Origin of the sequence: Halorubrum coriense DSM 10284, assembly GCF_000337035.1 — an archaeon.
Taxonomy (GTDB): domain Archaea; phylum Halobacteriota; class Halobacteria; order Halobacteriales; family Haloferacaceae; genus Halorubrum; species Halorubrum coriense.
This window is the reverse complement of record NZ_AOJL01000026.1, coordinates 22,135-34,781: the sequence shown is the minus strand read 5'-3', so window position 1 is coordinate 34,781 and position 12,647 is coordinate 22,135. Positions and strand designations below refer to the sequence as shown.

The window sequence follows — 12,647 nt, the reverse complement described above, 5'->3', positions numbered from 1 at the left end:
GGGCTCGTGCTCTTTGAGATGCCCTTGCGGCTGTAGATCAGAACACACGTCCGGTTATCCCCGTTCTGTGACGGACAAGTAGAGAGCGTAATTCCCTGTCTTCTCCCCCGTCTCTCGGTCTTCAGTCTCTTTCAGATTTATTTCCACTCGGCGGCTGTAGTCCTCCATATCGACAATCCACCGGAACAACCCAGCGATAGTCTCTATGAATTGTGGGTCTCCCGTGATTCGAATGTTCGAAATATCTGTCGGGTAGGTACTTCCCTCAAAATCGCTTGGTTTCTCCATAGTTGCCTGTTTCAACTCGGTTTCCGACGGGCGATCACGGTTGTTTAACCAGTCCATCGCTTCTGACTTCGGAATGGATCCCGACTTCGTCGTCGGGAGTGATTCAAGTTCTGTTTTGTTTGAATCTCCGCCGTCAGGCAGACCACGTTCAGCTTCAGTTTCGTCTTGAAACGATTGTGATGCCGCCTCTTCGACCTCATATTCCGAACCGCACTCTTCACACTCGCCACTTCCGCTCTGTGGAGTGATCATACTACCACAGTTCTCGCAAAATAACATGCTGAGGTACACTTTGTGTGGGTTAATAAATACTTACAACACCGTCTAGCACGTTGCTTCGACAGACACACACAGCGAAGTGTCAAATTATAACGGGAAGCTAGCCGGAGCCAGTAGTAGGACTTACGATAGCCAATCTGGGAGAATTTCTGAGAGTTCTGGTAATTCAATCGATGGCAAATGCCGCTCAATCGGGCCTTGGGGCGGGCGAGCAAACGGAGCACCGCCGCCACCACTGAAATCAGTTGAATCCACTAGCTCTCGTATCTCTTCTTCAGTGAGTTTAACATCAACATCATAGTCGATCTCACGTGCCTCCGCGTGTAGTTCGTCAAGTTTTCTCGAAATGAATGCAATCTCGTCCTCGGAAGTGACCTTGTACGGGATAACTCGAAGTCCCCAGTGGAGTTCGCTCATCACTGCTGCTATACAGCCATTACAGCCGTGATTTGCGTATCGGAGGATACTGCGATTTGACGCGAACCGAGTCCCAGACCATGCCATTCGGTATGGGGCAGTACTGTACCACAGAGCTACCTCTGCTCCAAAGGCCAGACACGCGTACATAAACCGCTCCACTTGGCTGGGCTTCGGAGGGTCTTCGACAGCGCAAGCGGCGGCTTGGAGGTTGGTGAGCGAGCCGATTAATGGGACAAATCGGGCTACTTTGTTGTAATCGACCTCAACGGATCGGACCATTGACTCATCAATAGCTGATGTAATCTGCTGTTCATTTAGGATTCGAACCGCAAACCGAACGCGTCGGATATGGTGTTTCAGATCATCGGTTTGATTGACGATCTTTTCCGTTGATTGTTCAGATCGATCCACATCTCCACAGAGGGCATTCGCACAACCAATGAACGCCTCTTTTTTGTCCGATTCTGAGACGCCTTCGAGTTCACTGAAGAATCCATCTTTGATGGACACCTCTTGAGTTGAAGCGACCGAAGGTGTCCCTGCCACGAAGGGTGAAGCTGTAATTCCGCTCAGTACTGATCGTCGGGTGAGTTCCTTCCTCATTATTACTCCTCAAACTCCACGTAGTTATTCTCAGAGCTTACCAACAACTCGCGTGTGGACTCTGTCAAATTACTAGGCTGAACCGTTCTCACTTCCCTAAGATGATTTTGGTTGTGGCTGGGACTGAGTTTCTCTAACGCTGCCGACCTTGGCGTCGGGCATCTTCAAGTACCAAACGGCTCTTCTCTTGACAACGATTCAGCGGTCGTCGAGATGATCCGGATGGGGACACTCCTTTGGACAAGCCATCCATCTTAGTGACTCATCTGACACTCTTGCTCGGCTGATAAGTGAATGGTGGTTTTTATCCCACTCAAAACGACGAATTTTGCTCGTAGCGCCTTATTCGTACAATGATCCCAAAATAGGATGGTAGAACGGAATCTGAAAAGCTGACGAGGGGTTAAGATCAGTTGATATGTGACAGTATTAGTTGTAATATATTTACATAACACCTCCGATCTAAGAGATCTAAAGTCAGAGAAACCAGTCAAAGTGGCTTGATTGACTCTATTTCGAAGGTTCTAGATATGTCTATGGTGTATAAGACAATAGTAATTCAGATAATATGGTGGAAAACAACTAAGTTTCGACAATACCTCCACTGACTTAGGCCATTAGGAATACGACATTGTCTGGTAAGATTCCGTTCACATCGTCGTGGACGCTTGCTTGCTGAACAATACCCAGACGCACACCGAGTGACTGCCACCCGTAGTGATCGAAAACCTACCACACTACACAATGAGTACCAGCGATTCCAACGACACTGACAGACTTGAACAGTATATCCACGACAAGAAGGGCCATCTCCACAGTTGCGAGAGTATGATTGCGCTCGCCAATTGGCTCTACACGAACGAATATTTCGAGACCAATGACCGTAACGTCCCCACGAGCGATCTCAAAGAAACTCCGGGCAATCGGCTCGAATACGGTGTGGACACGGTTCTCGACCATCTCGAAGAAATCAACGTCGTCGACGAAGTCTCACGAGTAGGTGGTCAGTTCATCCTACATGAGCGGACCGGGCAGGCATTCTTCGACCCGGACAACAGAGAGATGCTGCCACTCCTCGACGAAGAGATTTCGCGGTTCCTTGAAGACCTACACCAGCAAGAAAGCCAAGCGCTAGAATCCGAAGACATCGGCAAAGACGAACCTCAGTCGGTTGCTGACGGCGGAGAATCCGAAGACGCCGATCAGGACGACACAAACGGGACGGAAGCTGACAATGGGGTAGACTCCGCCGACGTGCCGACAACGTTTCGCGCAGTCGCCGCAGCTTCACTAGACGTTAAGATACCGCTTGAGGACGCACTCACAGACCCCACGGACCATATCGAGCGGATTGTCCGATTCGATGACGTAGTTACGGCGATCATTGAGAGCGATGACGTGAGCCGCGGCCGTGCGTACGAGCCGATGGGGTGGCGCAACGCTGCCAACAAATGGGTGCTGACGATGACGGCGAAAGCACGCAAAGAGAACGAATCGTTGTCGTGATTGGTCAGCATAAGGAATCGACCTCGTACGTTCCCTTCCGGAACGCGAACCTGATGTCGGTGGCGACGTCGTATGCAGAGGTGCTGTTTATCGGTGTACACTCGGAGATTTTCCGGGTACCCTGACTGTCGCCTAACCCTCTTCGATGCCTTTCAGAATGTGATCGACGTTGGGACCAAGCCGGAGACGGAAATCGAGCTGAAAGCACCGTTCGTCGAGTGGTCGAAAACGGACATCGCGGAACGTGGCTTGGAGCTTGGGGTGCCGTACGAGATGACGTGGTCGTGTTACCGAGATGAGGAGCCGGCGTGTGGGACGTGTGATGCGTGTGCGTTCCGACTTGAGTCCTTCCGGAATGCGGGGTCACGCGATCCAATTCAGTATGCCGAGCGGCCGGAGTTCTCGTAACCAGGCGGTTGACACGGGTTTACGGGCCGGATGGTGTTGTAAGGTCTTGTGGATTCGTGAACTCAGCGACATGCTGATAATATTCCTCTCCGAATACGCTAGTATACCGAAAGTCAGCGTCAAAATTCCTCAAGAACTGCTTGATGACGTTGAAATCGAAGTATTCACCGTGCCACCTGCCTCCCTAATGTGAATACAAATAGTGCGATTAAGAACGCGCCTGTGAATGATTCAATGATAACAAGCGCGTTCGTGAGGGACCCGACTGGGGCGTAGTTATTGTAGCCTATCGGCGCAAACGTGACGATACTGAAATGTAGCGTATCACCGAGGTATGAAAGATAGTTGGTGCCGTCACTTGTAAGGACAGTCTGGAGTGAACGTGTTTGACCACTTACTTCGATACGACCAAAATATAACAGGAAAAGCCAGGAAGATACGATCACGGCTATCGAGACGAGAATCGGCTGTAGTGGGCTTTCACCATACCGGGTCGTCCACTGGTGGAAGACTTCCCGAAAGTACTTGGAGGCATTCTGAACCGTGGACTCGGTGTTGAGTTTGTCAGCCGTCTGTAGTGCGTGCCTGTGACGCAGTTTTCTCGCAGTTCGTTCTTGGAGATACAGGTGTGACGCTGAGTAATTGTCCCCCCAATCTGTCGCAGCTTGTCGAGCGAGCAAATATGTCTCTTCGTTGTCTTTTAGTTCCTTATCATAGCTGTAATTCGGTATCGATGGTGGCGTGATACTGCTGGCCAAATCGGAATGCTCCACTTCAAATCGCTCCATATTGTCCACCTCGAACCGGTGAAGCTGCCAGTTTTCATCTGCGAAGGTATTGCGATGGTTAGCGTACCGAAACCCATCGTATTCTGTCTCATGGAAGTAATACCGTGTGAGTGGTACATTTGAGGGGATCTGAATATCTCCGAGAATTGCTCGCGTGAAGTCATAGTAGAGTGGTTTGTCATTCGGTTGTCCTAATCTCCCTCCATTAATGTTCGTATGATGCCACAACAGAAGTGTCGCGGAGGCAGTCTCAATTCCTAATTTGATGCTGGAGAGTTTCGAGTCCGAGAAGAAAATTCGGTCATCCGGATCAGCATCCGTGAGATCAAGTCCTTCTTGAAAGGTACATTTGTGAATGTATGCGTCGTTACCCACCTCTATCCGTTTACACTGTACTGGTCCTTGGAATTGAGCCCGGTTAAAGAGAAGCCCCTCATTAAATGTCGAATCAATAAACTGAGCGCGGTCAGCAAACGTACCGCGGAGTCGGAAAGATTTCTCGAATACATTTCCATTTATATTGATAGGTGCATCAGTATCGGCTCCCCGAATAGTGACGTCCCCCCGATATCGATTACCGCTCAAATCGAACTTGTTGGTGGTTTCAATCCGGTCTACCCGAAGCCTGTCGAAGAGACTGCCTGCAATCGTAATGTTATCGTGGCTTATCAGCTCTCCAATCTCAAACCCGTCGAGAAACTTCACGTTGTGTAGCACGACCTCACCCTCGGTTCCGAGTTCAATGGTGTCGAGAGTGAGGCCGTGAAACTCTGCACCCAAGACGTGATCAGATTCCGTGATTAGTGACCGGAACGCCTGTTCAGTCGTGACTTCAGCGTCATCGTGCTGGTCGATCTGCGCATGATATTGGCATTTCTCAGCTCCCTTGATAGTCGGTTGGTGGCACTGTTTTATTCCATCATATTTTGCTGAAAGATCAAACCGATGTTCCCACTTGGTCGATTCAAATTCGTGGCTACATTCAGTCACAATTGTACAGATACTAGAACTACAATAAAAATTAGCCTCCACCGGTTAGTAGCAACCAGTTGATAATTATATCGGAATGCGTGCGGTGCTGTGTATCCGTTCCCTCTGTCGCATCCGACAGAACGCTTATTCGAGCGGTCCGCGAAGAAGAGGTATGGCGAGTGCGACACGCGACGCATCCGACAAGGAAGGCGTCGAGTTCATCCATGAAGATGACGGCTCGATTACCGCGAGAGACATCGAGACCGGTGTCGCGTCCTTTGGCGAGACGAAAGCGGAAGCCCTCCGGATGCTTGCAGAGGCGATCGAACTTCACGAAGGCGGCGGCGAACCCGTCACTGAGGAGGATCTAGAGGAGTGGGGTCTCGAAGCCACAGAGCCCGGTGACAAGGAGCTTCCCGACTTCATGCGGTGAATGGTCCGGACAAACTTCTCCGGGCGCGAGATTGCATCTGTCCTTCACGACTTCGGGTACAAGCGTGTCGGTCGTGTTGGTAGTCACCTGAAAATGCGGTATGAGTCACCAGATACGGACGAAGTCCGGATCGTGACTGTTCCTATGGCATCAGAAGACGAAATTCCGACCGGAACATTACAGTCGATCGCAGACCAGTGCGGAGCCGACGACTTCCACGCGTGGTGTGAGTGGATCGACGAGCATCGGTAACGCTCTGCTCGACACCGACTCGTCAGCCGTTTATTCGCACACACCCGGACCATTTCCCCAGATATCCTATTGTCGCTCGGCCTTTTACGACGTGTTTCAGCAGCGATTGAGATTGGGAGCAGGAGCTGGCGTGCGGGACGTGTGATGCGTGTGCGTTCCGGCTTGAGGCGTTCCGAAATGCTGGGTCACGCGATCCTATTGCGTATGCTGAGCGGCCGGAGTTCTCGTAAGCGAAATCGGAATATATTGGTGTGAAGTATGCTAATCGCACAGATATTTTCACTATTTTTCCCAGAATGTACTGATACCAAGCTTTTCTCCGAGGAGTTTTAGCATCAAAATCAGAAATCCCAGAATCAAAATTGTTCCAAGATGTCCAAATATCGGATGTACAAGATCAGAGGTAATATCCGGCGAAATAAATAACAATACTAACCCAGCAAGAACAAATCCTGCTGTGTAGGTTTTTGTCCAATATTTTGCAGAGAGATAGATGCTCAACAGCATAATTCCCGTTAGCAATAAAAAGACAAATCCGGCTACTACGTCACCCCAAGCGGTTTGCGCGTAGACAACTCCCAGAAAAACGGCAATTGATGGTAACGCGATCTCGAAAATAGCCCGAACAATTCCGTTCGTTATTTTTGGTGTTCCCATTTTGTGATGTCACACTCTATTTCTCATAAGTCTACTAAGTCCACTGTAGATGAAATATAATTAATTCTACGGATTCTAGTTGGTCCGATAACATCTGAGCTATAAACGAAAGGTAGCCTGGTGTCAGCTTCCGTTTTATACCTTTTATTAACCAATATTCAAGAGTACATTCTCCGATTTGGCAAAGGTTAGGTGTTCAGGTTAGTTAGATTAGGTATGGATTTGGGCGTTCTCGGACTTGGAAGTGGAGGAAACAGAATTGTAGATTCAATGATAGAACAAGAGTTCACTGAGGGAAGTCATGTTATTTATGAAGCAATTGGAATCGACTCGGCGAAATCAGATATCGCAGGACTCGAGTATATCTCTAAATCAAAGCGGGTTACAGTAGGTCTTTCTGAGGTCGGTGGACACGGTACTGGCTCCGATCTCGAAGTAGGGTCAGATATCGTTAGTAATGAAGAACGAGAAATAGCATCTGCGATTAGTGATTCAATGTTAGAAGAAGTCGACGCATATCTTGTCGTAACCTGTGCTGGTGGTGGAATGGCTGGGGGTGCCTCAACGCTGATTGATTTATTCCATGCAATCGATACGAAGCCAGTGTACGCAGCTGTCGTACTTCCTCATCCAAATGAAGGAGGACTCTATGCTCTTAACGCGTGTCTAAATATAAATAGTATATACCCGAGTGCAGATGGCCTGTTTCTTTTTGACAACGATCACTACTATAACAAAGAATCAGATAATTTTCGGCGTGAAGATGCCACAGAGGCATTCTCAAATCAACTTTTAGGGCTATTCTCATCTATAGGTGTAGACTCAAATACTACTGGCAACGCACTGCTCCACGATGAAATCGATACGATGCTTGGATCTACCGGAATTTCGGCAATTGGATGCGCTTCCACTACCGTTACCACTGGTTCCCAAGGTACAATTTCACGGTTCTTGGGGGAGGAAGCCAATATTGATCCTGATGAAGCAACTGAAGCACTAATTTCACTCACCAAAACAGCAGCCGATGACGTTGGTGTATTAGCAGCCTATGATAACGTCCCAACAGCCATATTTTTTATATCAGGTCCGGAAGAGTATTTGAACTCCGACGCGATCAGACTAGCGGAACAGAAAGTGGTAGATCCCAACATTACAGATGTCACAATTAGAACCACGGTTAATGACTCATCTACGCTCGAAGTTGTGATCGGATTTACAGGAATCACAGAGGCTCCGATACTTAGTTGGCTAGAGCAGATCTACGACGAATCAGGTAAAAAATCCGATACAACTGATTCTCGACCCCCCTTCCGTATTACTAATCACTCAACCAACACTACTGAGAGTCAGGATGATACAACGGACTCAGTCCAACAACCAAAAGACGATACACCGACCACATCCGACGAGACAGTTACCCAAACAGAGGGTGCCGAACACACAGAACAATCTATTCCTGATCCATCAGATGTCCAAGGAGTTGATCGACCACCAGAGAGAACATTTGAGGATGTAATCGGCCTCTCCGATGTCAAAGAACGCATCAAAGAAGATGTACTGATCCCGGCAAGAGACGACCGATTTGATAAGTACGGAATCGGATCTGTAACAGGTGTGTTATTCCATGGACCGCCAGGAACCGGAAAAACGTACGTTGCAAAGGCAACCGCTGGTGAACTAGGTTACAATTATATGGAGGTTGATCCCTCCGATATCAAAAGTCAGTATGTCGGTGGTGGATCTGAGAATGTGAACGATCTATTTGAGCGTGCGAAAACAGCCCAACCGACATTAATTTTTATTGATGAGATTGACTCTATCGCAGGTGAACGTTCCGAAACGGGTGGTATGACACAATCAGAGCGTAGCATGATAAATGAATTACTGGGAGAACTCTCTAAACTTAATGAGAGCGAAGATGACGTTATCGTTGTTGCTGCGACGAACACGCTCGACGATGTCGATACTGCAATTAAGCGGTCAGGGCGGTTTGATACGACAATTCATATCGGAGCTCCGGACTTCGAGACACGGTATGGTATTCTTCAATCAACGTTAGACGATGGTCCACCGAATGAACTCGCCAACATCGATTCCGATGTCATCCGATCGAAGACCGACGGACTTGTCAGTAGCGACATGGCTGAGATCGGAAAATCGTCAATACGAAAGGCCCTTGCAGCATCTCAAGATGGATCAACCCCTGTTGTCAGAGTAGAACATTTACTCGAGAGTATCGAAGAGATAGTTTCGAAGCGCCAACAAGATAATTCGGCGGCAAAAATGATTCAGGAGCCTCCGGAAATCAATTTCAATGACGTTGCTGGCATGGATGGTCTAAAACGGAAACTCAGTCAAACAATCATTGACCCCGCAGAAAACCCGGAAAAGTATGAACAATACGGATTAGACATTACAAACGGAGTGTTATTATACGGTCCTCCGGGCACCGGTAAAACGTATCTAAGCAAAGCTGTTGCTGGTGAGCTAGAATTCAATCTCATCAGTATTACTGCGTCTGATGTTGTAAGTAAATGGATCGGAGAAGGAACTCAGAATGTTGGTGAGTTGTTCGAGACTGCGCTTGACAACCAGCCATCTATCGTGTTTATTGACGAGATCGACGCTATTGCAAGCCAACGGGGTGGTGGAGATAGAATGCATCAAGATCAAAAACAGATTGTCAACGAGATTCTTACTGGGATGTCGGAGGTACAGGGAGAGGATGTAGTAGTTATTGCTGCGACAAATCTTCGTTCTTCGCTTGATGATGCGCTTACACGCTCGGGACGATTTGATGAAACAATCGAAGTCCCACCACCAGACGATGAGGCACGCATGGAGATGCTCAAATATCACTTATCAGATCGACCACTTGTAACTGATAAAATAAACTGGGAGAAAATCAAGATGTTGAGCAGAAAGGATGCAAATGGTCATCCATACGTCGCTTCCGACATGAAACTCATCACAGAAACAGCTGCACGGCTGGCTATGAATCAAGGTTCAAAAATCACACAGGACCATCTTCAGCAGGCGATCAAAGATACTGACGCTAGCCATTCAACATATAATTGAGAATTTAAATATAATATCCGCTGACTGTAGTTGAATATCACCACGAATTGTTGGCTATCAAGCAATATTGGGAACAAAATATCGACGTGCTGGCATCATATCTCCACGGATCGTCGCGTCTCGTAAATCCATTGGGCAAGTTGTTTGCCCTCGGAGAAGGTGAGAAGACAGATCTAACATAGGTAGAGTGACACCAATAAAACGATTTGGAGAATTGTTATGAGCACTTTCCGATTCAGTTGGTGATTGAATACTATGTAAGAATGTCTCAGTGAGACCTTCCTGCCGCCGAGCAGCATGCGTTGGTGGGGTGTAATAAAGGCAGTACTCTCCATCAGAAACAGCAGCGCGCGGACACCGCCATGTATCGTCTGGATCGGGGAATAGAGTGTCAACAGAAATCATGAGTATAATTACATGGCGTAGAAGCCATCTATCTTGTCTATTGATGGGTCAACGAGTGTCTAGTCGTTAATCACGGAGAGATTCAAATAATCTTGACACCAGTCTCAGATTAAACAACACAGATCATTCTGAGACTGTATGACTTTCCTGAATCTCCCGTTCATACTCGTCAACTCCAACACGAGACCCTTCCCGAGCCGGGTCTACCGGCGGATCCTCTGAAAGGAAGAAGGCATCATATCTCGTGCTTGAGCGGATATCGAGGACTTCGCAGATCGCTTCGTACGTCTGGTCTGAGTCGATCCACGCGATCATCGCCACACCGCGAATAGAGGGTGAGTCAGACATCGCTTGCCCCATTGACCCCGGAACATGAATTTCGTATTGGGGACCGTTCCCTGAGAGGTTCACTCGAACACACTCTTGTTCACTCTCCGGCGCGAACCGGAAACGGACATCATCAGCGTTGAGCTCTAATTCCGGATGTCGCTCAATAATCGACCACGTTGCTTTCCGGCGTTTCTCTTCGATTGAGTCCCCGGCGTAATCGCCGTCGGACTCCTCATGACACAGTTCACACATACGATCTCCCCTACGATAGAACACGCTCAATCATATTCATTCGCCTGGCGCAGGTGCGGAGTGAAACCGAGCCGTGTAGAACTCAACGAACCGTACTAACAGTCGTCATTCGACTTCGGATCGTCATCGACAAATCGCCAGATGAACTCGTCGTCATTTGCTTCAGTGACCGTCAGTCCAAATACATCAGCAAAGTCGTCTAACCACACCTTGTTTCTCTCACGGCCTACTAAGAGACTCACTCGCCCCTCCCGGTCTAAGTCGACGCGCGTATCCATCCCAAATTCCTCAAAGAATCCTCGTTGGGCGGCAAACCAACTGAGGGCGTCACGAACAGAGCAGAACTCTGGTATCACCCGGTCGGTCGATTCAGGGTGCGATTCGATGACCCCCTCGACAACTCCGTCCTGATTTTCGGTCTCATCCATGTTTTTGAACGCTATCTGTTATTCCTAAATGTAGCTGAGAGACAACTCGTCGAACTGCGGGTCAGTGAACGGCCTGATAATTTCTTCACGGAGTTCCTGTTTCACGGCATGGAGCCCAGCAACATCGCCGAAGTCTAGATCCGGAGGCGGGTCGATGTACTCGTTGTCTGGGGCAACCACAGCGTCGGTGTCGGAGTGAGGTGTCGGTTGGGTTCCCGGATCAGGTCCGGGCTGGGTATCTGCGGCTGGGGAGGGCTTCACGTACTCGAAACGTGGGGACCGCTGTGCGAGTTCGTTGAACGCCGCCGACGGTGACTTTCCGGGCCAGTATCGGATTGTCCGCTGTTCCCCTGCTGCTAACTCGATGCGTATCTGAAACTCATTGGTTTCTTCTTGTGCTCCCCAGGTGACGAATTCCTTGTCAGTCGCTTTTGATGACGCAATATCGCACGTGACGGGAAACTCTTCGACAATACCAGCGATCTTGTCGGTCTCATTCCGATTCTCGAAAGTCAGACGGATACAGCGGGGGTAGAGGCCGTCTCGCTTTTCGATCGATTTGTCGATCCAAATCCCACTTTGAACTGCCTCTACTGATGGTGCTTCGTCGTTGCTTCCCATCCGATACCGAGTACCAACCGCTACACCACCATAATTCTACGGCACATGTCAAATCGTAAATCACCGCGGCTAAGCGTTCTAATACCACCGTGGCTCTCGGAGTCGAAATAATGCCGAGCAAGACAACGAGGACGTTCTCTTAGGTCTCTTCAGATACCCCGGCAATCTCCCGATGTTTTGAGGAGACTGTTCCACTCACACCGATTTTGTTCCCCCTTTCCCAGGCCTCCACACAGTTTTTAACACGCAGTAAGAGTGTCAAGTAGACGGTGACAACGAGTGGGTGTTGACAAATTTGACCTGTCTTCGCTAGTGGCTGCGGCTGAACCTCGTGAAAATATCATCACCTCAAAACACTCGGCTTTTGCTGAGACTGATTCGGAGACCACTCAAATCCGGTGTGCGATCTGTGGGACACCGGATACAGACGCCCACAAGTTGGCGATCGGATATGCAAATCCCGTCTGTAAAGCGTGTGATGAATTAGCTGTTAACGAGGAAGGGGCTGAGCCGTGGACGGGATGGAAACCCGGGAACGAGCCTGAACCAGAGCCAGGCGTGATTCAGCTATCACCGGATCAAGGCGAAAACCCCGTGTATATTGCGGGCGTGAAATGCTGGCGTCGGTATCGGTTTGGCGGGCACGTCACTCGACGTGACGCGTTTGATTGTGATTCACTCGAGCAATTTCAGCAGAAACATCGGGTAGACGGAGAATGGATTCACGCGTTTAATTCACCGAAGCCGAATGGGGTTTCGCTCTCGAAGGAAGTCTATCAGCAACTTCAGGATCGTGAACAAGAGGTACAGAGCCTCCGTGACGAATTGGACCGTATTATTGAACAAGACAGTACGGAGCTAGGTCTCGAAGATATCCGACAGCGAGTACGAACCATTGGTGGGAAGCTTCCAAGCCAAGTCGAGAAA

11 protein-coding genes and 2 pseudogenes are annotated in these 12,647 nt (G+C 48.9%); 6 read left to right on the top strand and 7 right to left on the bottom strand.

Translation table 11 applies throughout. The annotated features are described in order from the left end of the window. Positions 1-54 precede the first annotated feature (54 nt). Positions 55-540 (bottom strand): hypothetical protein, encoded by a 486-nt coding sequence (locus C464_RS18430; protein ID WP_239640195.1) that lies wholly within the window; start codon positions 538-540, stop codon positions 55-57. A 150-nt stretch (positions 541-690) separates the two neighbouring features. After that, positions 691-1,590: a hypothetical protein gene (locus tag C464_RS18425; RefSeq protein ID WP_152420893.1), complete on the bottom strand. Its 900-nt coding sequence runs from the start codon at positions 1,588-1,590 to the stop codon at positions 691-693. A gap of 744 nt (positions 1,591-2,334) precedes the next feature. On the opposite strand from C464_RS18425, the gene C464_RS05255 reads away from it, so the two are divergent. Beyond that, on the top strand, positions 2,335-3,096 hold the full coding sequence (locus C464_RS05255) for a hypothetical protein (RefSeq protein WP_006112573.1): 762 nt from the start codon (positions 2,335-2,337) through the stop codon (positions 3,094-3,096). A 20-nt stretch (positions 3,097-3,116) separates the two neighbouring features. Further along, positions 3,117-3,504, top strand: a pseudogene (locus tag C464_RS05250) (7-cyano-7-deazaguanine synthase); the annotation flags it as partial. Between the two features lie 164 nt (positions 3,505-3,668). Here the strand turns inward: C464_RS05250 and C464_RS18420 are convergent. Then, positions 3,669-5,282 (bottom strand): ion channel, encoded by a 1,614-nt coding sequence (locus C464_RS18420; protein ID WP_152420892.1) that lies wholly within the window; start codon positions 5,280-5,282, stop codon positions 3,669-3,671. A gap of 154 nt (positions 5,283-5,436) precedes the next feature. Here C464_RS18420 and C464_RS05245 point away from each other — a divergent pair, with 154 nt between their 5' ends. The 3 genes and pseudogenes from C464_RS05245 to C464_RS19570 form a co-directional block, all read left to right on the top strand. Then, complete coding sequence (locus tag C464_RS05245; RefSeq protein WP_006112571.1) at positions 5,437-5,697, top strand: type II toxin-antitoxin system HicB family antitoxin; 261 nt, start codon at positions 5,437-5,439, stop codon at positions 5,695-5,697. Beyond that, positions 5,698-5,949 (top strand): type II toxin-antitoxin system HicA family toxin, encoded by a 252-nt coding sequence (locus tag C464_RS05240; RefSeq protein ID WP_004050680.1) that lies wholly within the window; start codon positions 5,698-5,700, stop codon positions 5,947-5,949. It abuts the gene before it with no gap. Between the two features lie 116 nt (positions 5,950-6,065). Further along, positions 6,066-6,179, top strand: a pseudogene (locus C464_RS19570) (7-cyano-7-deazaguanine synthase QueC); the annotation flags it as partial. Positions 6,180-6,231: 52 nt separating this feature from the next. On the opposite strand, the gene C464_RS18415 reads toward C464_RS19570, so the two are convergent. Next, complete coding sequence (locus C464_RS18415; protein ID WP_152420891.1) at positions 6,232-6,606, bottom strand: hypothetical protein; 375 nt, start codon at positions 6,604-6,606, stop codon at positions 6,232-6,234. A 216-nt stretch (positions 6,607-6,822) separates the two neighbouring features. On the opposite strand from C464_RS18415, the gene C464_RS17345 reads away from it, so the two are divergent. Continuing rightward, positions 6,823-9,684: an AAA family ATPase gene (locus C464_RS17345; protein WP_152420890.1), complete on the top strand. Its 2,862-nt coding sequence runs from the start codon at positions 6,823-6,825 to the stop codon at positions 9,682-9,684. Between the two features lie 528 nt (positions 9,685-10,212). Here C464_RS17345 and C464_RS18410 read toward each other — a convergent pair. From C464_RS18410 to C464_RS18405, 3 genes are all read right to left on the bottom strand, one after another. Further along, a complete protein-coding gene (locus C464_RS18410) occupies positions 10,213-10,437 on the bottom strand; it encodes a hypothetical protein (protein WP_152420889.1) in 225 nt (74 codons plus the stop codon). Between the two features lie 329 nt (positions 10,438-10,766). Continuing rightward, a complete protein-coding gene (locus C464_RS05230) occupies positions 10,767-11,099 on the bottom strand; it encodes a hypothetical protein (protein WP_006112567.1) in 333 nt (110 codons plus the stop codon). Between the two features lie 24 nt (positions 11,100-11,123). Then, positions 11,124-11,720, bottom strand: coding sequence for a hypothetical protein (locus tag C464_RS18405; RefSeq protein WP_152420888.1), 597 nt, complete (start codon positions 11,718-11,720; stop codon positions 11,124-11,126). Positions 11,721-12,647 lie beyond the last annotated feature (927 nt).

Excerpts from the sequence above, each read along its gene's own strand:
- C464_RS18430 (WP_239640195.1), bottom strand. The coding sequence starts at position 540 with ATGATCACTCCACAGAGCGGAAGTGGCGAGTGTGAAGAGTGCGGTTCG.
- C464_RS18425 (WP_152420893.1), bottom strand. The coding sequence starts at position 1,590 with ATGAGGAAGGAACTCACCCGACGATCAGTACTGAGCGGAATTACAGCT.
- C464_RS05255 (WP_006112573.1), top strand. The coding sequence starts at position 2,335 with ATGAGTACCAGCGATTCCAACGACACTGACAGACTTGAACAGTATATC.
- C464_RS05245 (WP_006112571.1), top strand. The coding sequence starts at position 5,437 with ATGGCGAGTGCGACACGCGACGCATCCGACAAGGAAGGCGTCGAGTTC.
- C464_RS05240 (WP_004050680.1), top strand. The coding sequence starts at position 5,698 with ATGGTCCGGACAAACTTCTCCGGGCGCGAGATTGCATCTGTCCTTCAC.
- C464_RS18415 (WP_152420891.1), bottom strand. The coding sequence starts at position 6,606 with ATGGGAACACCAAAAATAACGAACGGAATTGTTCGGGCTATTTTCGAG.
- C464_RS17345 (WP_152420890.1), top strand. The coding sequence starts at position 6,823 with ATGGATTTGGGCGTTCTCGGACTTGGAAGTGGAGGAAACAGAATTGTA.
- C464_RS18410 (WP_152420889.1), bottom strand. The coding sequence starts at position 10,437 with ATGTCTGACTCACCCTCTATTCGCGGTGTGGCGATGATCGCGTGGATC.
- C464_RS05230 (WP_006112567.1), bottom strand. The coding sequence starts at position 11,099 with ATGGATGAGACCGAAAATCAGGACGGAGTTGTCGAGGGGGTCATCGAA.
- C464_RS18405 (WP_152420888.1), bottom strand. The coding sequence starts at position 11,720 with ATGGGAAGCAACGACGAAGCACCATCAGTAGAGGCAGTTCAAAGTGGG.